Raw genomic sequence first — 23,837 nt, 5'->3', positions numbered from 1 at the left:
ATCAATGCGAGCAAAGAACTGTTCCGATTTAAATCGTTTGGCCAAGCTTGCCGCACGATTTCTCAGAGCCCGCCGATCATGACGGACAAATATTCACGAAACGAACGGGACTTGCTTGAAAGCGGGACCGGAAAAATCACGGAACCGGCATGGGCCGGGCCGGATTGTCTCCCCCATCGCGGCGAACGAACAACCGGCATCCGCCGGAGCCGGGCCGTCGGCGAGGGAGCCGGCGGCCATCACGCTACAGCAGGGGCTTCGTCCTGAAAGTGTAGTCGATCCGCAACCCCAGGGTGAACTGGTTGGGGTTCCCATAGGGCCGGTCGACGAGGGGGCTCTCCCCCGAGGCGCCGAGGATCCGGCTGTAGCCGCCGAAGGTGGTGTAGGACCACGCCTCGCTCTGGTGGTACGTGACCGCCGCCAGGAGCCCGGCGGAATAGAAGCTGCCGGGGTTGTAGGGCATGACATGCCCGTTGATCGCTGCCTCGACCGGGCTCACGCCGAAGTACGTCCGGGCGAAGCTCGCGTCGCCGATGTTGAAGCGCGGCCCCACGGAGAACAGCCAGCGGTCGACGGGCAGGAGGTAATCTGCGGCGACGGTCCCCACCGTCCCGTGATGGCCGTAGACACCCTGCCGGATCTCCCCGCGCAGCCGGACGGCGGGGACGGGATACACCTCCACGAACAGCCCGGGCTCGAAGGCAATCCGCGCATCGCGGAAGCCGAAGAGATGGCGGCGGTCGTCGCCGTAATAGCGGCCCGGCACGTAGCGCACCGTGGCACCCGCCCGGAAGTTGTCGGAGTCGTAGACGGTGAAGCTGAAATTGTCGTCCGGCGCCGAGAAACGACGGGGCTCCCCCACCCGCCGGATGTCGATGCCCGGATAGCCCACCACGGTGTAGTCCGCCGCGCCGGGATAGCGCGGGATGGCCTGGATCGTGCCGCTGAGCGTCACCTCCCAGGTGTTGGGATCGACATAGGTGAAGGCCGGCGGACGCGGAGCCGCCGGCACCTCGGCATCCGCCGCCACGGCGCCGCCCTGGACCGCCAGGGCCACGAGCATGCCGCCGGCCGCCGGCCGCAATCCGGATAGGACGTTCACAACGATACCCAAGCCACGCACCCTGCGTCCCATACCCTGCGCATACGGGTCACGAGATTCCCGGTCGAGCTTTGACACGCCAGACACATTGTCTCGATCACCCGATTTCCACCGCCTGCGTTGCGGATTGGCCAGCCTTCTCCGATAGACGGCAGGCCCGCCCTGCCCCTGCCGCGATGAACCGAGACGCCATGCCGGCCCGCCCCCTCGTCCTGTTTCCCGATCCCAGGCTTTCCCTTCTGGCACCCCCGGTCACCACGTTCGGGCCGGCCCTCACCGCCCTGGCGGACGACGTGCGGGACACCCTCATGTCGGTGCAGGCCATCGGGCTGACGGCGCCGCATATCGGCGTGTCGGCGCGGGTGGTCGTCGTCAGGATGGCGCCGGACGAGGCGATGCGCGTCTTCGTGAACCCGGCCATCCTGTGGGCGTCCGCCGAGACGGCGGCCCACGACGAGGGCAGCGTCAGCATGCCCGGCGTGCGCGAGAGGATCGTCCGGCCCGCCCAGGTGCGGTTCGGCTACCGCGCCCTCGACGGATCGGAACATGAGGAGGATGCGGACGGCTTCTTCGCCGCCGTCATCCAGCACGAAATCGATCAGATCGACGGAGTCTTCTGGATCGACCGGTTGTCGCGCCTGAAGCGGGAGCGGCTCGTCAAGCGCTTCGGGAAGCGGGGTCCGGCCGCCTCGGCCTGACGGGGCCGGCGTCGGGGTCGGCCGGGTGGCTCAAGCCGCACGGGCGAGGTCACCCTCGACGCCGGCGATCGCCCGCTCCAGCGCGGCGAAGCAGGCGGGGTCGAACGCCGTGTTCAGGTCGGCCCGGAGGATGCCCATGGCCTTCTCGATCGGCATCGCGGCCCGGTACGGCCGGTCGGCCGTCAGGGCGTCGAACACGTCGGCCACGGACACGATCCGCGTCTCCAGGGCCAGGGCGTCCGCCTTCAGGCCCCGGGGATACCCCTTGCCGTCAAGGCGCTCGTGATGGCTGCCGCCGATACTCGCCAAGGTCCAGAAGGCTGGAACCCGGCTGAGGATGGCCTCGGACAGGGTCGCGTGAGCGCGCATGTCACGCCATTCCTCGTCGCTCAGCTTCCCGTTCTTGTCGAGGATGGTGTTGGAGACGCCGAGCTTGCCGATGTCATGCAGCAGCGCCGCGCGCCGCAGCCAGCGCCGCCGCTCGGCATCGATCCCCAGCTCGGCGGCGATCATGTCGGCATAGACCGCCACCCGCTCCGAATGGCCCGATGTGAACGGGCTCTTCGCGTCGATGACCTGGGCGAAGGCCCGGGCGATGTCGTCCAGATAGTCCTCATCGACCACGATGTGGTTCTGCGCCGGCTCGAGGGCGGACACCGCCTCGTCGATCGTCTCCGAGGCCAGGATCTCCCAGAAGCCCGGCGCAGCCGCCGCCCGCTCGAAACACGCGACGAGGTGCGGGTCGAACCACGTCCCCGCCCGGTCGCGGACCTCGGCGAGGGCCGCCGCCGGGCCGGCGGCGGTCCTGAACACATCGGCGACCTGGGCGAGGAGGGCGATGCGGGCATAGAGCGGGATCGCCGGGCCGGCGAGACGGTCCGGCCGCCCCTTGCCATTCCAGTGCTCGTCGAGGGCATGGATCGCCCCGCAGACGGCGGGCGGGAAGCGCAGACGGGCGGCGATCTCCGCGCCCCGCTGGCAACGGGTCTGGATCAGGTCGTCGACGATGGTGCCGCCATTCTGCAGGATGTTCAGCACCGCCTTGAACCGTTCGGCCAGCCCGGCCTTCAGCCCCGTATGGGAGAAAACGAAGCTCAATACCTTCGGCAAGCTGTCGCTGACGGTCTTGAAATCGCGCTTGAAACCGAGATCGTCTGACAGATAAAGGGCGCAGATCCTGGCCGCATTGCTGGAGCAGCCGAGATCCTTCAACATGATCGTATAGTAGAGTTCCCACAACTCGGCGGCCGGGAGGCCGAGCGCATGCCCGACATGCATGCCGATATACGTCGCCCGGACACAGTGCCCGGCGGGCTGGCCCTCCGTGAGGTCGAGGGCGTGGCTCAAGGCCGCGAGGATGTCGGAAAGCTTGACGTCATCGGCCGCCGTGGGGACCGCGTCGAACGATTGTAAGTTCATCGGACCGGTCCGTCGCGAAACAATCCCCATTGTCTCGAACGATTGGTAAAGGCCGCTTGAATCGCTGAACCATGACCGATTCTGCCATGTTTTATTGTCAACAAGGCCTTCATGACCCTGCCCGTGTCGATGTGCGGCGGCTCGGGGTCGATATGCAGGTCCTCTCCCGAAGGGCAGCACAGCGCCCCAGCGCGAAAGCGCAGAGGTCGAGCGCCCCCGGGGGCCAACCGCGATGCGGCCCCCTTGGGAGGCTCCAGTCCGAAGGGCGCCCGACGCGTCACCGCACCTTCACCCTGAGCCTCCGGGACGCGTGGGGCCTGCCTGCCCCTTCCCGGTCCCGGAAGGCTATACCACTATCGGTATCCGGCCCTGTCGATCTCGGCCCTCTGCCCCGTCTGATGTCGGATCTGGGGTACCGCGAGACAGGCCCCTGTTGCCTCTATGCATACGACCGGGAGGTCGAAGCGGGGATTCTTTACGACCACCTCATCCATGCGGATGCGCTCGATCGAAGGCCGCGTCGGCGACGTCTGCAATGCTCTCGATTGCGGGCTGGCGAAAAAGATGGTGCTCGCCAGCTGAGGCGTGACGGAGGTCAGGGGCACTGTGGAAGGGGTGATGGCCGTCACCGTCAGGTCCGCCCCGGTATAGGACAGGTCGTAGTTGCCCCCCGCCGCGAGGGTGCCCTGCGTGATGGCGTAGCGGCCCGCAGTGCTGGCGCCATCGGCCGACGTTGCGAGGCTGCCCGAGAGCTCATCCCCGGTCAGAAGGCCGGTCGTCGTGTAGGTCAAAGGCGGGTTGGCCGCGCCCGCCGTCCGACTCACCGGGTTTGCCGTCACGCTCAACGTACGGGGGCTCACCGTCCAGGTTCCATCCCGGCGCGCCGAGACGGTGTAGTTGCCGTTGCTCAGCACGCCGGCCACCGTGAGCCTGTACGGGCTGCCCGCCACGCCGCTGCGGGCGGTCACCCCGAAGCTGTTCGAAAGACCGGTCAGGGCATCAAGCCCGTCGCCGTTCTGCAGGCCCGTCGCAGTCAGACCTGGATTGACGGGGCTGTCGCCGTAGACCGAATGACCGCTGACCGCGGTGATCTCCACGGGGGCCGGGGCGACGGTGAGCGCACCATCGTGGAAGGCGATGGCATAGTTGCCCGAGATCAGCCCCGAGGCCGCGAGGGCGTAGCGGCCCGCGTTCTTCGCACCCTGCGCCGCACCGCCATAGGCCAGCGTGCCGCCAAGCACGGAGGCATCCTCGCCGGCCACGAAGCCGGCATAGCTCACCCCGTTGCCCCCGCTGAACGCCTGTCCGTCGTAGGTCTTCGACGCATCCGCGGCCGTCACGGTGAGGGGCGCCTTGGCGACGGTGAGCGTACCGTCCTGGAAGCCGATGGTGTAATTGCCCGAGGTCAGGCCCGAAGCGGCGATGGCATAGCTGCCGGCATTCTTCGCACCCTGCGCTGTACCCCCGTAAGCGAGCTTGCCGCCGAGCACAGAGGCATCCTCACCGGCCACGAAGCCGGCATAGGTTACACCGTTGCCGCCGCTGAATGCTTGCCCGTCGTAGGTCTTCGCCGCATCCGCGGCCGTCACGGTGAGGGGCACCTTGGCGACGGTCAGGACGCCGCCCTGGAACTGGATGGCATAGTCGTCCGAGGTCAGCCCCGAGGCCGTGAGTGCGTAGCGGCCTGCGTTCTTCGCACCCTGCGCTGCACCGCCATAGGCGAGCGTGCCGCCGAGCACAGAGGGATCCTCACCGGCGACTAAGCCGGTATAGCTCACCCCGTTGCCCCCGCTGAACGCCTGTCCGTCGTAGGTCTTCGACGCGTCCTTGGCCGTCACCATCAGCAACGCCTTGCCGATCGTACCCACGGCCCCGGATACGGTCGTGCCCGTGAGGGTATAGTTGCCCACCCCGTCCCCGCCGAGGATCAGGCCCGTGACCGTGACCGTCTTGCCCGTGCCGGCAATGGCCGTATCGTAGGCCCCCGTGCCCGAGACCGACACCGTATCCCCCTGGACCACGCCGGTGAGGACGTAGTTGTCGGCCGTCAGGGTGGCGGCTTTGGTGCCGTCGTAGGTCTTCGACACCGGGCCGGCGAGGGAGGCTGTCAGTGGCGCCTTGGCGACGGTGAGCGTGCCGTCCTGGAAGCCGATGGTGTAATTGCCCGAGGTCAGGCCCGAAGCGGCGATGGCATAGCTGCCGGCATTCTTCGCGCCCTGCGACGTGCCCCCGTAAGCGAGCGTGCCGCCGAGCGCGGAGGCATCCTCGCCGTCCGCGAAGCCGGCATAGCTCACCCCGTTGCCCCCGCTGAACGCTTGTCCGTCGTAGGTCTTCGACGCGTCCTTGGCCGTGACCGTGAGCGACGCCTTGGTGATGGTGAGCGTGCCACCCTGGAACGTCAGGGCGTAGTTGTCCGCCGTCAGGGTGGCGGCTTTGGTGCCGTCGTAGGTCTTCGACACCGTGCCGGCGAGGGACGCCGTCAGCATCGCCTTGGCGATCGTACCCACGGCCCCGGATGTGGTCGAACGCAAGAGGATGTAGTTGCCCGCGCTGTCCCCGCCGAGGGTCAAGCCCGTGACGGTGACCGTCTTGCCCGTGCCGGCATTAGCCGTGTTGTAGGTCCCCTTGCCCGAAACCGAAACCGTGTCCCCCGGGATCACGCCTGGGGCGTGCTCCTGGGCGTTGGCGGCAGTGAAGTTGAAGTTATCTGCGGTGAGGGTGGCGGAGGTGGTGCCGTCATAGGTCTTCGACACCGTGCCCGTGAGGGAGACATTCAGCTCCGCCTTGTTGACGAAAAGCGTGCCGTCCTGAAACTGGATCGCGTAATTGTCCGATGTCAGTCCCAGGGCGGTAATGCTGTACCGGCCTGCGTTCTTCGCCCCCTGCGACGTGCCGCCATAGGTGAGCGTGCCGCCGAGCACAGAGGTATCCTCGCCGGCCACGAAGCCGGTATAGGTTACCCCTTTGTTCCCGCTGAACGCCTGCCTATCATATCTCTTCAACGCGTCCTGGGCCTTCACGAAGAGCGACGCCTTGGCGATCGTCCCGACGGCCCCGGACGCGGTCGTGCCCGTGAGGGTGTAGTTGCCCGCCCCGTCACCGCCGAGGGTCAGGCCCGTGACGGTGACCGTCTTGCCCGTGCCGGCACCGGACGTGTCGTAGGCCCCCGCACCCGAGACCGAAACCGTGTCCCCCGAGACCAGGCCGTCGAGGGCGTAGTTGTCCGCCGTCAGGGTCGCGGCATTCGTGCCGTCGTAGGTCTTCGACACGGGGCCCGCGAGGGAGGCTGTCAGCGACTTCTGAGCGATGATCAGGGTACCGGTGCTGGGCAGGATGTAGTTGCTTAGCTTCCCGTTGGTGACGGTGAAGCCCAGCCCGGAGATGGCGACGTTATCACTCGTCCCGGCATTGCCGGAAGGGGCGGAGACGATGGGTCCGGTGGGTCCGGTGAGGCTCAGCGTCTCTCCGCTCGCGGCCCCGCTCAGCGAGATCTGGTCGAGCGTGAACCCGGCGTTGCCGTCGTAGGTCTTCCGGCCCGTGAGGCCGATCACCGCCTTGGAGATGGTCAGGGTGCCGGTGCCGGGCAGGGCGTAGTTGCTCGCCTTCCCGCCAGTCACGGAGAAAGTCAGCCCGGAGAGGCTGGCACCCGTATAGATCCCGGCATCGGCCGAGGACGCCGTGGCAGCGTCGCCGGGCCCCGTTGCCGCCAGCGTGACGGTCTGGCCCTGGGCCGCCCCGGTCGCGGACATCTGCGCTGCGGAGAAGCCGGTCTTGCCGTCGTAGGTCTTCGAACCAGCGACGTTCAGCACCTTCGGATCGATGACCAGCGTGCCGTTATCGATAATGATTGGGCGGGAGTAGCTTGACGTCGCCAAGCCATTCGAGAGGTACGCCGTGTAAGTGCCTGCATCCACGGCGTCGGCGGGGAGCCTGACCGTGCTGAGCGTGGTGACGAAAGTCCCCGGGCGCAACGGACTGTAGTTCGTGACCAAGTCGCTCGGTGCCTGACCGGTGTAGCTCACGTGACCGTCGAAGGAGGCGACCACGGCAGTACCCAGGCCGAAGAATTCCGGATAGTTCGAATTCCTCTGATTAATCTGACTCGCCTTATTCGGCACCGCCCACGTCGAAACGAAATCGAAGCCGGCATAGTTCGTCTTGTAGGACGTGAAGTCTTGCATCTGGTCCGTGGTCAGACCGGTCATGCCGGTGCTGCTGCCGGTCCCCGTGCCCTGGCTCTGTTTGGTCGTCTGCGTATTCCAGAACGCCGCGGTCACCGCGCTGCCGTTCGACACCGAGCCGAACAGCCCGCCCAAACTCGGTTCCGGGGTTGGAGCGTCGCCGTTGTTCGAGTTATCCGGACCGGACACCGCGCCCACGGCATAGACCTGCGCGACCGTTCCGGAATTGGTGCCGACAAGGCCGCCCACCGCGCCGGCGCCCTTGGTGGTCCCGGTGGCATACGCCTTCGACAGGGTGCCAGCGTTGATGCCGACCAAGCCGCCGACGGCGGCGCCGCCACTCACGCTATTTGCCGAGGACACCTGCGTGATCGTCGCGCCGGCTTCGTTCTTGCCGATGAGACCGCCCGTGCCCGAGCTGGAAGCGGAGCTCTTATTGGTGACTCGCCCAGACGCCGTCACGCCTGTGACCGTGCCGAAATTGTCACCGATCAGCGTGCCGACTGTCCCACTCCCAGTGATCGTCGCGTTCGTAAGCGCGACATTCATCACCGAACCGGCGGCGCCCACCGTACCGAACAGGCCGGCTTGAGCGCCCGACGCATTGACGGTCAACGAATCCATTTGGAGGCTCTTGCCGTCGAAGCTGCCCGTGAAGGCCGTAGAGCCCCCCACCGGCGCGAAGCCCGCGGCACCCCAGATGCCCGTGGATAGATCGGTACCGTTCGTATCGCCGGCGTTGATAGTATCGGCGAGGCGATATTGTCCCGCGGGGTTGGCATCCATCAGTTGCAGCTGGTGAATGTTGGACACCGGGACCACCCCCGTGACCGGGTCGGCATCCGCTGCCTCCGCCCGCAGGATCGGACGAATTCCACCGCCCTGGTACCAGTTCTTGGCGAAGTCGAAGCCGGTATAGCTCGCGGCTTTGCGCGCATCGCTGTTGCTCAGCCCGACCGGCGTACCGGATGACACTGTATCGGTAGAGCCGTAGGCGTTTGCCTGACCGGTGGTGTCCTTGTCCCAGAAGGCCGTTGAGACGGTCCCGGCGTTCTTCCCGATAAAGCCGCCCGCGGCCGTTCCGGATACTGCACCGCTGGCCCAGGTCTCGCTGACGGTTCCGGTGTTCTGCCCGACGAGGCCGCCCGCGACGCCACTGGTTGCGCTGCCCGCCGCATCCGTGGACGTGGCCGTGATGGTCCCGGTCGCGTAAGCCCGGGTGATCGTGGCGGAGTTGGAGCCGACGAGGCCGCCAGCTTGCTGTACCGCACTGACATCACCCGTGGCATAGGATTCGGTGATAATCGATTTTCCACTGTTTTCGCCAACTAATCCGCCAGCGGTTGTGGCGCCCGAGACGGTGCCGGTGGCGTGGGATTTCGTGATCGTCACACTATAGGCAGCACCGATCAATCCGCCGAAAGCCGTTCCAGTACCTCCGGATGCGTCGATCGCAACGGTGGAATAGGCGTTCGTGATCTGTCCGCGCGATGCGTAACCGACGAGGGCTCCGACGTAATCCATGCCCCTGATTGTGCCGCCGATCATCCCGAAGTTCTTGATCGTGGCGTCCGATGCATGGCCGAAGAGCCCCGCATACTCGTTCGAGCCTTTGATGACGAGCCCGTCGATCACGTGCCCCCCACCGTCGAAAGTGCCGGAGAAGGTGTCGTTGCCGTCGTTTCCTCCGGTCCCAACCGGCGCGAAACCGGCCGGGCCCCAAACGAGTGGGTTAGAATTATCACGAACGTTTGTATCGTACGCGGTGCAATTGCGGGTCAGGAGGTATTTGCCGCTGAGATTGGTCTCCATCAGCGCAAGCTGGTGGAGGTTCGACACGGCGACCACGCCGTTTGCATCCGCCGGGGCAACTTCCGATCGCAGGATCGGGCGCATGTCGCTGGTCTGAAACCAGACGTGGTTGAAATCGAAGTTCGTGTACTTGGCGGAGTTGCGCGCATCCGCACTCGCCAATCCGGTCACCCCGGTGGACGCGGAGTTGTCACTCGACGCACTGCTTTGAGTGGTACTAGTCGTATCCCAAAAGGTATCTGTCAACGTGGCAGAAACTGGACCGCTCCGACCACCATCCCCCTTGTTGGTGCCTACCAAGCCACCAAAACTGCCAGTGCCGCTGACAGCCCCAGATGCGTAGGCCTGCTGGATCGTTCCAACGTTCTGACCGACTAGCCCACCAAGAATGGCAGTCGACGTGGAGCCTGTCTTAGCTACGCCCTTCACCGTACCTGTTGCATAGACGTTGGCCAGCTTCCCGCCGATATCGTTGACGCCGACAAGGCCGCCAACATAACTTTGGCCCTTGACATACGCCTGCGAGTAGGAGTTCTCGACGGTGCCGGTATTCTTGCCGATCAATCCACCAACGGTGTCCCCATAAGTGAAGCCGGTCACGTAACTATTCTTGACCGTACCGAGGTTGACGGCAGCGAGTATGCCGGCATTGGAGCTAAATTTCTTGTCAGCGAAGACCCAGCCGAGCTCGAGGCTCATCCCTGTGACGGTCCCATTGTTCTGGCCGAACAGGCCCGCATTGCCGCTACTTGGTGCGACGGTCAGGTACCTGATGAGGTGGGACCGACCGTCGAGGGTGCCGAGGAACGGAGCGGTCTCGCTGCCGAGCGGCTTGAACCCGTGACCGGCGTTCCAGGATCCCGTGACCGTAGCGTCGATATCGGCCACCAGCACGGAGCTCGCGGACAGGGGTAGCCCCTGCAGGCCGTAAACGTCCGCGATCTGGTAGGGTGTGTCCGCCGATCCGTCGCCCCCGGTCACCCGCAGGAACGAGCCCCCGGCGATCTGGAAATTCGCCGTCGCGAAGGCGGGAAGGGTCGCGGTGTTCTGAACCCATCGGCCGCTTGCCAGGGTGAAGCGCGCCACCGACACGCCCGCGCTCGGCGTGATCTGCCCCCCCGAGGACAGCGTCAGCCCCCCGCCGCCGCCGCGATGTCGCTGTTCAGGGTGATTCCGCCCGCCGCCTGGAGCGTCAGCGTCGCCCCGCTCGTCCACGACAGCGGCGTGTTCGCCGCCAGGGTGATCGTGCCCGCCTGCGTCCCGTCCGTCCCCGTCGAGACCGTTACGTTCGCCGTCTTCAGCGCCGTCAGCAGCGTCGTCGCGTTGACGACCGAGTCGTCCCCGCTCGCCGTGAAGCCCGACGACGCCTTGTCCGCATCGCCCGAGATCGTCACGTTGTGCGGATCGAGCAGCAGGGTGCCGAACGCCCCCCGCGCCGCCGTCAGGTCCGACGTGCCGGCGTAGGCCAGATGCCCCTTCGAGGACACCTCTGCGTTGCCGCCGTCGCCCCCCTGCCCACCGCCCCGGGCGGTGATCGTCCCGGCGAACCGCGTGGCCGCATCCGACCACACCACCACCTCGCCGCCCCGGCCGGACACCTCGGCATCCGCCAGGATCGTCGTGGCGCCGTCCACCTCCACCGTCTGCGCGTGGGCGAGCGTGCCCCCGCCCTGCCGGCCGCCACCGAGATGCACCGTGCCGCCCCCGGCCGTGCCCGACGCGTCGAGCGAGGCCCCCCGCAGCGCCACCGCCGGGGCCGTCGCCTCCACGAGGCCGCCCGTCCCCGCGGTGCCCCGGGCCGCGACCGAACCCGACAGGCCCAGCCCCTCCGACGCCCGAAGGCTCACCCGGCCGCCGGTGGTGCCGGACGCGTCCACCGTCCCCGCCACGTCCAGGCGCCGCCCGGTGATCCGCACCCGCCCGCCCCGGGCGCCCGCAGCTCCCGCCGCGTCGATCCGGCCCCGGGCGCTCACCACGCCCTCCCCGCCCGACAGCAGGATGTCCCCGCTGTGGCCGGCTACGCCCCGGGCCTCCACCGTCCCCGACAGGTTCACCGCCTGCCGCGCCATCTCCCGCGCCGCCGCCGCGCTCAACGTGACGCGGCCGCCCTCGGAGCGGATGACGCCCTCGTTGGACACCAGCGCCGCCGCGCCCCCGGCCTTCGTCGGCACCGCCACCTGCAGGAACCCGTCCCCCGACAGGTCCAGCGTCGCCTGCTCGCCCGAGCCCAGCCCGACCCGGCCCATCGGCACCGTGATCGACCCACTGTTAGCCGCACGCCCTCCCAGGAGTGCCGCGTAGCCCCCCCGGCCCACGCTGACCGTTCCCGCGTTGGTCACCGCCGCCGAGGCGCCCCCTCCCCGGAACACCCGCTTGCCGGCCGTGAAATCCCGGTCCGTGATGTCCAGGCTCGAGGCCACGAACCCTCCCTCCGCCGACACCACCCCCGAACGGGTGATGGCGATGCCGTTCGGGTTGACGAGGTAGACTTGCCCATCCGCCTTAAGCTGACCGGCGATGGTCGAGGGCGTCGCGCCCGTCACCCGGTTCAGGATCGCCGCCCCCGCATCCGGCTGGCGGATCTCCACCCGGCTGCCCTGGCCGATCGAGAAGCCCTGCCAGTTCACGATCGCCGTCCGGCTCGCCTGCGTGATCACCAGGGCGTTGTCGGCCGGCGTGCCGACGCTCACCGCCCCGGACACCACCCGCGCCCCCGTGGGCAGCGACTGGGCCAGCCCCGGCAGCGGCGCCACCAGGGCCGTCGTCGCCAGCAGGGCGGCCAAGAGGGAACGGGCCAGCGGGCGGGTGGAGGGCGATGCGGTCATCGGGCGGATCCTCGGAAGAACGGAAGCGGCTGCCGGCGCGGCCTGGGCGGTCGCGCCGGGAACAGGCGTTGGGGGCCTGGCCGATGCCCCGGGGGCATCGGGAGCGCCCTAGAACTGCAGGCCGGCCGTGAGGGTGAAGCGGTCATCGCCGGGCAGCCGGCCCGAGCGTTCGGCATGCCCGTATTCCAGGCCCACCGAGACGTTGGTGAAGCTCTGCCCCGGCGCCGCGCCCAGCCGCAGGCCCGCCCCGTAGGCCGTTCCGCGCACCACCGGCCGCTCAAGAGCGGTCACCCGCTGCGACCGCGTCAGGCCGAACGCCCCGAACCCGTAGGGGCTCAGCACCACCAGACCCTGGGTCTCCTCCCCCGCGGCCACGTTGCCTTCCTGCGCCGGCACCGACGGCAGCCGGAACGGCAGGGTCACCGCCACCGCGAAGGGCAGTTGCACCTCGCCCCGGACCACATAGCCCTCGTCCCCCTGGAACAGGCCCGAATCCACCGCCGAGAGCCCCGTCGGCGAGGCGAGGCCGATCTGCTCCGAGCGCGGCAGCGCTTGATTGAACGAGGTCTGGCCCCGGGCCATGAGGGCCACGCTCAGGTGCTCGGCCAGGGGCTGGGTCCAGTTCACCAGCGCGTCGAGCTTCTGGAACTCCGGCCGCGCCCCCTGCCGCGACAGGCCCGCCAGATGCGAGCCCGCGGGCGGCGCGTCCCGGGCCCCCAGCCCGTTGAGGCCAAACGAGCCCGTTAGGCGCGCCGTCACCAGCCCCCCGGACAGCGTGCTGCCGCCCAGCTCCGCCTCCGGCAGGAACCACACCGTCTCGCTCGTCCCGCGCAGGATGCGCAGGCGGTCGAGGGAGAACGGCGCCTGCATCGGCAACCGGACGTCGACCTTTTCCTCCTGCGCGTCGAAGCTGCCCTCGGCGTTCCAGGTGAAGTCCCGCCCCCGGATCACCGGGTAGCGCAGCCGCGCCGAGTAGCGCGCGAACTCCGAGGCGAAGGCCGGGGTGCCCGGCCGCGAGCGGGCCGCCGTGTGCGTGTCCGCCGCCTCCAGGGTCAGGCTGAGCCCGTCCGTCCCCAGGGGTAGGATCGCCCCCACCGCCAAGGCGCGGTTGCGCGGTTCGTCTCCCAGGAAGGCCGTGCTGCCCCCCGTGGTCGGCAGGCCGAAGGTGCGGAAATAGAGCGTCTCCCCGTGGCCGGTGGGGGAGTTCAGGTCCAGCCCCAGGGAGGCGCTGTAGGTGCCCAGTGCTTTGAACAGGGTGTTGTCCACCCCCACCGAGCCCGTGACCGCCTTGTAGCGGGCCTCGACCACCAGCACGCTCGCCCCCGCCCTTGCCCCCGGCGCCAGCGTGGAGCGCAGGATCGTGCCGGGGGTGTCCGAGGCCAGGAGCAGCCGCCGCTCCAGCTCCGCCTGCGACAGGCCGCGCTGTCCCACTAAGGGGGCCATCACCTGCCCGATCCGCTCGCGGATGGCGCCGGGCAGGGCCGAGACGTCCACACGCTCGATGACGCCGTCGACGACGATGAGGCGCAGGTCGGCGCCGTGGCGCAGGCGCTGGGCGGGCAGGACTACCCGCACCAGGGGGAAGCCCGCCGCGGCATAGGCCTGCTCGAGCTCGCGCGCGGCGGCGAAGACCGCGGCGGCGGAGACCACCCGCCCCGCCAACTTCTCACGCAAGGCGGCGGTAGCCTCGGCCAGGGCGGGCAGGCCGCCCTCCACCGCGACGCCGCGCAGGCGCACAGTGAGCCGATCCGCCCCGGGGGGCGCGGCCAAGCCCTGCGCCTCCGGAATGACGAAGCCGCCGCCTCGGCTCTCGATGGGAGGACTGAACGAGGGCGGGGTGATCTGCGAGGCGGTCTGCGCCCGGGCCGGCCCCGCGCCCGCGCTGAGCGCGAGGGCGCAGACGGCGACCCCGGCCGCGATCCGCTGCCGGATCGATCCGGTGCAGCAAGGGAGTGCTCGAAGAAGATCGATCGCCACGTGAGCCTGCCGTCCCGACTTGCCGCGCTATATTGGAGCGCAGTCCGATGGCACATCTGGCTCTATCGGAGCAACAAATCGGCAGTTGCTCTTGGTTTTTGAAGCAACCCGGCATTGTATTTACGGCATACATCGATCAAATGGGCCGATAGTTGTTGCAATATTGCCGAAATCAGGAGAAAGAGACATCGAAGCCTTGCGCCCGCAGGAGCTCATCCAGCTCACGGACGCACCTTTGACGGTGTTCGCCCTGCCGGCGACGGAGAGCGAAGGTGCAGATGGCTGCGATTAATGCTAGTTTGATTCTCAGCCTCGCGGTTCCTGCCGAGCTGATGGAGGCTGATGCCATGCGGCTCGAGTTTGGGCAGAACGACGATTGGATCGTCGACCCGAAGGATCTATCGACGCGCTTCGGCGTCAGCGCATCCTACTTGAAGCATCTGAAGACCCTCGGAGAAGTTCACGCGTCCATCGAGCCGGCGGATGAAACACTGCCGAAGGTGACGCGCGTGAAGGTCCGAATGCTGAACAGGGTGTGGCGCGGCACCTTCGATGAGGTCGGCGACCTCATCCACGAAGAGTTGTACTGATCGCAGCCGCGCCCTCAGGCGGCCTCCGGACGAGGGCGCGGGATCGCCGCAGCAGGCGGCGAACGACCGTCGCGCCGCCCGTCCGCACGGGGAGGGTATCGCGGAAACCGGCGGAGCGGGTCTACTCCCGCAGGCGCGTCAGCTCGGCATGGCGCCGGGCCTTGACCGGCTCGGGCGTCCGGCGGTTCTCGACGACCTGCTGCTTGGTCTCCTCGTCGCCGCCGACGACGTGATCGACATCGTTCATCAGGGCCTCGAAGCCCTGGCGGGCGACCTCGATCTTGTCGTTCTTCTTGCCATTGTCGATGGCGCTCGTCGCCATCCCGGCATTTTTGTGGAACCGGCTGTCGGTAGCCCCGGGCAGGAGCGCCGTCACCGTCACGCCGGTGCCGCGCAGCTCTTCGCGGAGGCTTTCAGCGAACATGAAGCCGAACGCCTTCGAGGGGCCATACACCGTCTCGTAGGGCGTCGGCTGGGTGGCCGAGATCGACGAGGTGATCAGAATCCGGCCGCGCTTGTTCGGGACCATGTGTTGGACCACGCGCTTGGCCAGATGCACGGTGCCGGTGATGTTGATGGCGATCAGCCGGAACTCATCCTCCAGGGCGTTGTCGAGGAAGGCGCCGCCACGGCCGATGCCGACATTGAGCGCCGCCGCCTCCACTGGACGCCCGAGCCCCTCCACGAACGTCCAGAAGCTCTCGACGCCCTCGTAGGTTCCGGCATCGGCCCTGTGGGGATAGGCCTCGACGCCGAGGTCGCGGAGCGCACGGGCGGCCTCGTGAACCTTGTCGCTGGACGCGGTGATGGCGACGTCGAAGCCATTCTGCGCGAACTGCTTCGCGAGCTCGAGGCCGATGCCGGAGGAGCCTCCGGTCACAAAGGCGAGCGGACGGTGAGAAGCCATGGGGACCGAACCTGTGTCTCGAAGGGGCGCGGAGGGCGCGGAGGGCGGGGAGCCCGTCGGCCGCAGGAGCAGGCCGGGACTCTCCGCAGCGGTGAACGGGTCCTAAACCCGGAGCGGCCCGTGGGGATGCACAGCGACCAGGTCGACCGAGCGCAGGATCGCGCCGCGTGACATCGCGGCGATAGACCCGCGCGATGGCGGGATCGCTGGCGGTGGGTTCGACGTTACGCCCTACGCAACGATTGCCTGAATGATCGCGGCCACTTCCCCGAAGTGCTCGACGCTCAGGACGGGACGCGACCGGTTCAGCCGGTGTGTGTCGCCCGAATCCCCGACGGCTCCGTGACGCTAACGCGTCACACCCTGCTTCGCGAGGACATGCTCATGCGCCGCAACCCGTGGTCTCTGTCCCCCCTCGCCGGCCTCATGGCCGGGGTCGGCGGGGCAGCGCTGATGGCCTCCGCCCCGGTCGCGGCGGCGGAGACGGCGTGCAAGGGGGATCAAGGTGGCTTGAGCCTGCCGCCGGGCTTCTGCGCCAGCGTCTTCGCCGACGGGATCGGCCACGCCCGGCAGATGGTCGCGGCACCGGACGGGACGCTCTACGTCAACACCTGGAGCGGCCGGTACTACAAGAATGACACGCCCCCGCCCGGCGGGTTCCTCGTCGCGCTGAAGGACACGAACGGCGACGGCAAGGCCGACGTCGTCGAGCGGTTCGGCGAGACCCAGGCGGAGGGCGGGGCGGGCGGCACCGGAATCGGCCTCTACGACGGCGCCGTCTACGCCGAGATCAACGACCGCATCATGCGCTACCCGCTGAAGGCGGGCGAGGTCGTGCCCAAGGAGGCCGGAAAGGGCCAGGGCGAGGTGGTGGTCTCGGGCCTGCCACTCACCGGCGACCACCCGATGCACCCCTTCGCGATCACGCCCAAGGGCGAGATGCTGGTGGATCTCGGCTCGGCCACCAATGCCTGCGAGGTGAAGAACCGCGTGCCCGGCTCCGTCGGCAACGAGCCCTGCACCGAGAAGGAGACCCGCGGCGGCATCTGGCGCTATGACGCCAAGGGCCGCGATCAGGCCTTCTCCCCCGCCGCACGCTATGTGTCCGGCATCCGCAACGGCGAGGGCATCGCCCTCGACGCGGAGGGCCGGGTCTATTCGACCCAGCACGGGCGCGACCAGCTCCATGAGGACTGGCCGAAGCTCTACACCCAGCAGCAGGGGTTCGATCTGCCCTCGGAGGAGGTGGTCGAACTGAAGCAGGGCGCCGATTACGGCTGGCCCGAATGCTACTTCGACCCCACCCGGACCAAACTCGTCCTCGCCCCCGAATACGGCGGCGACGGCGGCAAGAAGGTTGGGGTCTGCTCCGGGCGACAGGGGCCGGTGGCGTGGTTTCCCGCCCACTGGGCGCCCAACGACATGAAATTCTATGTCGGCCCCGGCACGGAGGCGAAGGGAGCCTTCCCGAAGGCCTACCGGAACGGCGCCTTCATCGCCTTCCACGGCTCGTGGAACCGGGCTCCCGGGCCCCAGGGCGGCTACGTCGTGATGTTCCAGCCCATGAAGGACGGCAAGGCGGCGGGCAAGGCCACCTCCTTCGCGGACGGCTTCGCCGGCCCGGTGAAGGAGCCCGGCCGGGCGACCTACCGGCCCACAGGCCTCGCCGTGGCCCCGGACGGGGCGCTCTACATCTCGGACGACGTGAAGGGCCGGATCTGGCGTGTCACCTATGCCGGTGCCGACGCAGACGCCCCCGTGGCGGCGGCTCCGGCGCCCAAGGTCGGTTCGACCGCCTCCCGCGGCGAGGGGCCGCCCGAGGGCATGCACCCGGATGCCGGACGGGCCGTCGCCGCGACGCTTCCGGTGCCGAAGGGCGCCACCCGCCAGCAGGTGGCCCTGGGCGAGCGCGTCTTCCACGGCGAGGTCGGCGGGGCGACCTGCGGCGGCTGCCACGGCTCGGACGCGAAGGGCTCGCCCATCGGTGCCGACCTGACGACCGGACACTGGCTCTGGAGCGACGGAAGCCTCGCCGGGCTCGAATAGACGATCACCAACGGCGTGCCCGAGCCGAAGGAGCACCAGAACGCCATGCCGCCGATGGGGGGAGTGCCGCTTTCGCAGGCCGACCTCAAGGCGGTGTCGGCCTATGTCTGGGCCCTCGGGCACCAGACGAACTGACGGGACGCACCGCGTCGGCCGGTCAGGTGCCGGCGGTTGCGGCTACGCCACGCGGAGGTTCTCGATGGGAGCGATGAGCCGGCGGTACTCGGCGATCGGCCGCGGCTTGCCGCGCAGATAGCCCTGGATCGCCGCGCAGCGGTGCTGGCGCAGGAACGAGAGCTGTTCCTCCGTCTCGATCCCCTCGGCGATCACCGGGATGTCCAGGCTCTCGCCCAGGCTGATGATCGCCCGGACGATCGCACCGCCCTTGCTCGTCACGCCGATCTGGCTGACGAAGGACCGGTCGATCTTGATCTTGTCGAACGGGAAGGCTTGCAACGTCACCAGTGACGAGTAGCCGGTCCCGAAATCGTCCATGGAGATGCGGACCCCGAGGGCCTTCAGGTCGCGCAATACCTCCTGCGAGCGTGCCGAGCCCTTTAGGAAGAGGCTCTCGGTCACCTCGAGTTCGAGCCGTTCGGGCTTGAGCCCCGTCTCCTCGAGCACGGTGCGGACGACCTCGCACAGGTCGGCCTGCCCGAGTTGCGCGATGGAGAGGTTCACGGCGATGCCGAGGGGCAGCGCCCACGACGCGGCCTCGCGGCAGGCCTCCCGCAGCACCCACTCGCCCAGGGGCAGGATCAACCCCGTCTCTTCCGCCAGGGGGATGAACTGCACAGGGGGGATCGGCCCGTGCTCCGGATGCGTCCAGCGGAGGAGCGCTTCGAAGCCGCAGGCCCGGTTCGAGTCGACATCGAACTGGGGTTGATAGTGCAATTCCAGCTGCTCGGTGCCGATGGCGGCGCGCAGGTCCAGCACCAGCCGGTGCCGCTCGCGGGCCGCCGCATCCATCGTCGGCTCGAAGAAGCGGTAGGCGCCCTTGCCCTCCTTCTTGGCACGCACCAGCGCCATGTCGGACGCGGAGAGAAGCTTCTCGCAAGTGGTGCCGTCCCGCGGGAACAACGCGATCCCGACGCTGCAGCCGACGTCGAGCCACCGTTCGCCGTCAGCGTAGGGGGCGGAGAGCGCATCGAGGACGGCCTGTGCGGCCACGGCGGGCGTCTTGGTGCCGTTGAGGCCCGTGGCGAGCACGGCGAACTCGTCGCCGCCGAGACGCGCGGCGACGCAGCGCTTGCCGAGCAAGGCCCGCAGGCGCGTGGCGACCTCGCAGAGCAGACGGTCCCCGGCGGGATAGCCGAACAGATCGTTGACGTGCTTGAAGTCGTCGAGGTCGAGGCAGAGAAGGGCCACGTCCTCCCCCGTGTCGGCGCAGATCGCCAATTCCCGTGCGACGAACTCCTCGAACTGCAGGCGGTTCGGCAATCGGGTCAGGGCATCGTGACGGGCGAGGAACCGCAGGCGCTCCTCGCTGCGGCGGCGCTCCGTGATGTCCTCATGCGTGCAGAGCCACCCCCCGCCAGGCGTGAGGACGCGCAGGACGCTGATCTCGCGGTCGTCGGACAGGCGAACGATGCTCGCGGAGCGCGACGACGCGTACGGCATCGGCGGCATCATCACCATGTCCCAGCCGCCCGCATTGTCCCCCTGCTGTCTCAGCACGTGGGGGCGAAGATCCTCCACCCGCGTGCCCGGTTGCCGGAGTTGCGCGGGGACGTCGTAGAGCGCGGCGAAGCGCTCGTTCATGACGACGACGCGCCGGTCGGCGTCGAAGAGGCAAAGCCCCTGGATCATGTTGTCGAGGGCGACGCCGAAGCGCTCGTACTGTGCCCGCAGGTCGCGCTCGCCCCGGGCGCGCTCCTCGGCGCTCGCCATGCGCCGTTCGGTCCGGGCCTGCCGCAGGAACAGGAAGAACAGGACCGCGATGCAGGCCACGAGCAGGGCCGCCGACGCGCCGACGACGACGGCCTGCCGGCGGAAGGGGGCGAGGCTCGCCTCCGCCGTGCGGCTGATGCTGAGGATGAGCGGGTAGCCGGCGAGAGCCTGCGTCGCCAGCAGGCGCTCGTGCCCATCGATCGGGCTGACGTTCCGCAGGACGCCCCCGGACGGGTTTTTGGCCGCGATCAACGCGGCCCCCGTCGTGGGGTGGACCTTGCCGATGACCCTGTCCCGGTACGGATAGCGCACCAGCAGCATGCCGTCGTTGCGGAACACCGAGACCACGGTGTCGTCGGTCGGCGCGATCCTCTGGTAGAGGCGCTCGAAGTAACCGAGTTCGACTGCGCCGAGCACGAGGCCGAGGAACGTCCCGTCGGGCGCCGTGACCTTGCGGGCGATGTAGATCGTCCACGCCCCGTCGCCGCGGTTCTGCACCGGCTCGCTGATGAAGCGCTGCAGACCGCGGTCGGCGGCGAGCGCCTTGAAGTAGTCCCGGTCCGAGATGTTGACGTCGGGGATCGGCCAGAACCGGCTGAAATTCAGAAGCTTGCCGGTGCGGTCGATGATCGTGATCGCGTTGATCTGCGGCAGGGCGGCGATGCGGGCCTTGAGCGCCGTGTGCAGATCCATCCGGCTCGCCGCGGCGGCGTAGTCCGCGGGCGTCGACACGTTCGCCTCGTGAAAGCCGTGGATGACGCCTTCCTGAACCACCTCCATGGCCTGGAGCGCGCGATCCGCCTGGTCGGCGAGGATCGTGGAGAGCCCGACCAGACTGCGCTCGACATCCTGCACAGCCTGTTGGTGCATGTCGGCGACGATGACAGTCGCACCCGAGGCGATGACCAGAGACAGCACGGCGAACGACGCCACGAGCGCCGGGATGGGCCGAAACAACGGTGCGAGTGTCGATCGAATTCCCGACACCGTTATTGCGCCCCCGATTCATCCGGCATTCGAGATAGCGTCCATTTCCGAATGCGATGGAAGGATTTTTCGTGCTGTATGTCCGCTCCACATCAATCGCCGGGGACAATGAACCGGAGGTTACGACTTTTAGAAAAGCTCACTCATCACCTGAGGGGAACGAGGGACGGCGACAACATCGCGCACCCCGCGCGCCTCTCCGCCCATCATTACAACAACCGGAGATTCCACTGTTGTCCGGCTGGCACGCTGCACGCGCCGCGGGAGGCCCCTTCCTCATCCCCGCCGCGCGGTCGGCCGGCTTCCGAGGCTGTCGAGGGCGTCGGCATTGGCCCGTCCCCAGGCGTAGAGGAGTTCCACCGGCTCCACGAAGCGCAGGCCCAGCGCGGTGAGCTTGTATTCCACGGCGGGCGGCACCGTCCCAGCCACGTGACGGGTGATGAGGCCGCTGCCCTCCATCTCGCGCAGGGTCTGGGTGAGCATCTTCTTCGAGATGCCGGGCAGGCTGCGCTGGAGGACCCCCGTGCGTGAGCGCCCGCCGTGACGGACGTGGAGCGTGTGGAGGATCATGCTGGTCCACTTGGTCGTGAACAGCGCCAGGACGCGCCGCGGCGCGCAGTCCTCGCGCCATGTGTCCTCAGGAGCGCCGGCCAGCATGGTGGGTACCCTAGGGTGCCTATGACCCGAAAAGGTGCCTTCTAGCGATGTCGCTGCCCGCCGACTAGCTCCGGGCGAACCGGTACGGAGACCCACCATGAGCGGAACGGCACTCATCGCCGGCGTCAGCGGCATCGTCGGCAACAACCTCGCCCGCCACCTCGTCGACACGGGCTGGGCGGTCCAGGGCCTCGCGCGGCGTCCCCCCGCCGACCTTCCCGGGGTGGAACCGGTCGCGGCCGACCTGCTCGACCCCGGCAGCCTCGCCAAGGCCCTGGCGGGCCGGAGCCCCAGCCACGTCTTCATCACGACCTGGCTGCGGCAGGCGACGGAGGCCGAGAACATCCGGGTCAACGCCGCGATGGTCCGCAACCTTCTCGACGCGCTGCGTCCCGCGGGCAGCGTCCGCCATGTCGCGCTGGTCACCGGCCTCAAGCATTATCTCGGGCCGTTCGAGGCCTACGGGAAGGGCAGCCTGCCGGCGACGCCGTTCCGGGAGGACCAGCCCCGCCTCGACATCGAGAACTTCTACTACGCCCAGGAAGACGAGGTCTTCGCCGCTGCTGAACGCGACGGCTTCGGCTGGAGCGTCCACCGGCCCCACACCATCATCGGCTATGCCCTCGGCAACGCCATGAACATGGGCGTGACGCTGGCGGTCTACGCCACCCTCTGCCGGGAGACCGGCCGCCCCTTCCGCTTCCCCGGCTCCGCCGCGCAATGGAACGGGCTCACCGACATGACCGATGCGCGCCTGCTGGCGAGGCACCTGTCCTGGGCCGCCACGACGCCCGCGGCGCGCGACCAAGCGTTCAACGTCGTCGATGGCGACGTCTTCCGCTGGAGCTGGATGTGGGGCCGGATCGCCTCGTGGTTCGGCCTGGAGCCCGCGCCCTTCGACGGCACCGTCCGCCCCCTGGAGGCGCAGATGGCGGGCGACGCCCCTGTCTGGGCGGACATCGCCGCCCGGCATGGGCTGGTCGAGGGCGATCTCGGGCGCCTCGCCTCGGCGTGGCATACGGATGCGGATCTCGGCCGGCCGATCGAGGTGGTGACGGACATGAGCAAAAGCCGCCGCCTCGGCTTCCTCGACTACCAGCCCACGGACGACGCGTTCCTGGATCTATTTGCCCGCCTGAGGGCGTCGAAGGTCATCCCGTAGCCGCCCGTCAGAGGTGCGGATCCTCCGCCGCCTTGAGCCTGCCGGCAGCGATGGCGTCCTGGAATGCGCGATAGTCCTCCGCATTCCGGTCGCCATAGGCGGCGGCCCAGTCGGCGATGGCCTCCCGCAGGTCGATGTTGCCCTCGTGACCGCAATAGCCCGCGATCGCGGCGGCATCCCCGGTCCGGGCGTGGGCCTTGGCCAGCAGGGCGCCGTAGGCATGGGAGAAGTACTGGAGGGACTGGCCCGTCATGCGTGAGACCGGAATCTCACCCTTCATGTTCTTCATCTGCCGCACGTAGAACGGCCGCCCGTCGATCGTGGTCCACCCGAGCAGCGGGTCGCCCACGGCCTGGAGCAGGCGCTGGCCGTAGATCACCCGCTCGCCCTCGTGACTGGCGTAGGGCTGGGGCATGCCGCGCAGGTACGGGGCGTGGGCGGGCCGCACCGCCTCCTTCACCTGGAGGAAGAGCGCATCCTGATCGGAGTTGCCGCAGAGCAGCGCGACATAGGCCCGGGTGCCGACACTTCCGACGCCGACGACCCGGTGCGCCACATCGACCACGTGGTAGCGGCTCAGCATGAAGCGCCGCTCCCGGGGGAGGGTCTCCGCGTAGCTTTCCAGGCCGGTCGTGACGGCCTCGCGGGTGGCCTCGTCGACGCGAACGAGGATCGGCGGCTCCTCGCGGAAGCGCCAGCCGCCATCGGTGCGACGCTCGCCCACACGGTCGAGCAGGCTCTTATTGTTCTTCCGCCGCGCCTTCTCGACGGCCTTGCTCACCACCGCCTGGGAGCGTTCATCGATCTCGACGCCGGCGAAGACGAGGTCGTCGGCCCGGGAGGCCCGCTGCCAGACGTCGAGGGAGCCCCGCGGGGCAAGGTCGTCCATGGTGAGCTGGTAGCCCGCCACGGCGCTGAGGGTCGCGTCCCGCCGCTCGGAGGGAGGGATGTCGGCATCCCGTGCCGCCACCTCGATGCTGGCGCAGAGACGCTTGAGATCCCACTCCCACGGACCGACCGTGACCTCGTCGAAATCGTTGAGGTCGAGCACCACGTCGCCCTGCGGCGAGCCGAACAGGCCGAAATTGGAGATGTGGGCGTCCCCGTTCATCACCACGTCGATCGCGGTGCGTGGGCCCTCAGCGAGGTCCCAGGCCATGACCTGGGCGGCCCCGCGCAGGAATGCGAAGGGCGAGGAGGCCATGCGGGCGACGCGCAACGGGATCAGGTGGGCCTGACGCCCCTCCTGCGCCGCCTCGATGAGGGACACCGGATCGGGGCGGTCGGCCCCGACCGTGAGCGTGGCGTGGGCGGCGTGGGGGATTTCCGCCCGGAGGGTCTTGCCGGCCGCGCGGCGCTTGTCCCAGGGCTCCACGCCCGAGCGCAGGTTGATGCTGGGGAAATCCGCCAGGGGCTCGAGGACCGTGTCTTCGGCCGCCTCGACCAACGCATCCTGCTGATCATCCATGCCCTGCGGAGTGTCCTTGGGATGCGTCGACCGTTCCATCGCCCTCGTCCATGTGTCTGAGGACAAGCTAATGCTCACGTTGCGGATTAAAAGCCTCGGCATCGGCCTACGTCGTG

Annotated in this window: 13 protein-coding genes; 4 read left to right on the top strand and 9 right to left on the bottom strand. The window is 68.5% G+C overall.

Annotated elements, in window-relative coordinates:
- Positions 1–244: 244 nt before the first annotated feature.
- Entirely contained in the window at positions 245–1,114 is an 870-nt protein-coding gene (locus MFF22_RS18165; RefSeq protein WP_238250520.1) for a MipA/OmpV family protein, read from the bottom strand.
- A 179-nt stretch (positions 1,115–1,293) separates the two neighbouring features.
- Between MFF22_RS18165 and MFF22_RS18160 the strand changes: the two genes are divergently transcribed.
- Positions 1,294–1,800: a peptide deformylase gene (locus tag MFF22_RS18160; RefSeq protein ID WP_238250519.1), complete on the top strand. Its 507-nt coding sequence runs from the start codon at positions 1,294–1,296 to the stop codon at positions 1,798–1,800.
- A gap of 30 nt (positions 1,801–1,830) precedes the next feature.
- Here MFF22_RS18160 and MFF22_RS18155 read toward each other — a convergent pair whose 3' ends face one another.
- The 4 genes from MFF22_RS18155 to MFF22_RS18140 form a co-directional block, all read right to left on the bottom strand.
- Entirely contained in the window at positions 1,831–3,219 is a 1,389-nt protein-coding gene (locus tag MFF22_RS18155; protein ID WP_238250518.1) for an HD-GYP domain-containing protein, read from the bottom strand.
- Positions 3,220–3,572: 353 nt separating this feature from the next.
- Positions 3,573–10,304, bottom strand: a complete 6,732-nt coding sequence (locus MFF22_RS18150; RefSeq protein ID WP_238250515.1) for an MBG domain-containing protein — start codon at positions 10,302–10,304, stop codon at positions 3,573–3,575.
- Positions 10,305–10,342: 38 nt separating this feature from the next.
- The gene (locus MFF22_RS18145) at positions 10,343–12,037 is read right to left on the bottom strand and encodes a two-partner secretion domain-containing protein (protein WP_238250513.1); all 1,695 of its coding nucleotides are present in this window, start codon (positions 12,035–12,037) and stop codon (positions 10,343–10,345) included.
- Between the two features lie 108 nt (positions 12,038–12,145).
- Positions 12,146–14,014, bottom strand: a complete 1,869-nt coding sequence (locus MFF22_RS18140) for a ShlB/FhaC/HecB family hemolysin secretion/activation protein (RefSeq protein ID WP_238250512.1) — start codon at positions 14,012–14,014, stop codon at positions 12,146–12,148.
- A 272-nt stretch (positions 14,015–14,286) separates the two neighbouring features.
- On the opposite strand from MFF22_RS18140, the gene MFF22_RS18135 reads away from it, so the two are divergent.
- On the top strand, positions 14,287–14,604 hold the full coding sequence (locus MFF22_RS18135; RefSeq protein WP_238250511.1) for a hypothetical protein: 318 nt from the start codon (positions 14,287–14,289) through the stop codon (positions 14,602–14,604).
- 121 nt (positions 14,605–14,725) lie between these two features.
- Here MFF22_RS18135 and MFF22_RS18130 read toward each other — a convergent pair whose 3' ends face one another.
- Complete coding sequence (locus MFF22_RS18130; RefSeq protein WP_238250509.1) at positions 14,726–15,511, bottom strand: SDR family NAD(P)-dependent oxidoreductase; 786 nt, start codon at positions 15,509–15,511, stop codon at positions 14,726–14,728.
- A gap of 342 nt (positions 15,512–15,853) precedes the next feature.
- Between MFF22_RS18130 and MFF22_RS18125 the strand changes: the two genes are divergently transcribed.
- Positions 15,854–17,557 carry a PQQ-dependent sugar dehydrogenase gene (locus MFF22_RS18125; RefSeq protein WP_370877594.1) on the top strand — a complete coding sequence of 568 codons (1,704 nt, stop codon included), beginning with the start codon at positions 15,854–15,856 and terminating at the stop codon, positions 17,555–17,557.
- A gap of 177 nt (positions 17,558–17,734) precedes the next feature.
- Here MFF22_RS18125 and MFF22_RS18120 read toward each other — a convergent pair whose 3' ends face one another.
- Positions 17,735–20,404: a bifunctional diguanylate cyclase/phosphodiesterase gene (locus MFF22_RS18120; protein ID WP_238250506.1), complete on the bottom strand. Its 2,670-nt coding sequence runs from the start codon at positions 20,402–20,404 to the stop codon at positions 17,735–17,737.
- 306 nt (positions 20,405–20,710) lie between these two features.
- A complete protein-coding gene (locus MFF22_RS18115) occupies positions 20,711–21,091 on the bottom strand; it encodes a winged helix-turn-helix transcriptional regulator (protein ID WP_238250505.1) in 381 nt (126 codons plus the stop codon).
- A gap of 97 nt (positions 21,092–21,188) precedes the next feature.
- Here MFF22_RS18115 and MFF22_RS18110 point away from each other — a divergent pair, with 97 nt between their 5' ends.
- Positions 21,189–22,253, top strand: a complete 1,065-nt coding sequence (locus MFF22_RS18110; RefSeq protein WP_238250504.1) for an SDR family oxidoreductase — start codon at positions 21,189–21,191, stop codon at positions 22,251–22,253.
- A 7-nt stretch (positions 22,254–22,260) separates the two neighbouring features.
- Here MFF22_RS18110 and MFF22_RS18105 read toward each other — a convergent pair whose 3' ends face one another.
- On the bottom strand, positions 22,261–23,721 hold the full coding sequence (locus tag MFF22_RS18105) for a DUF2252 domain-containing protein (protein WP_238250503.1): 1,461 nt from the start codon (positions 23,719–23,721) through the stop codon (positions 22,261–22,263).
- Positions 23,722–23,837 lie beyond the last annotated feature (116 nt).

This window comes from Methylobacterium persicinum (genome assembly GCF_022179525.1).
Lineage (GTDB): Bacteria > Pseudomonadota > Alphaproteobacteria > Rhizobiales > Beijerinckiaceae > Methylobacterium > Methylobacterium persicinum.
The sequence above is the reverse complement of the archived record's forward strand: the minus strand, read 5'-3'. Positions and strand labels throughout refer to the sequence as shown.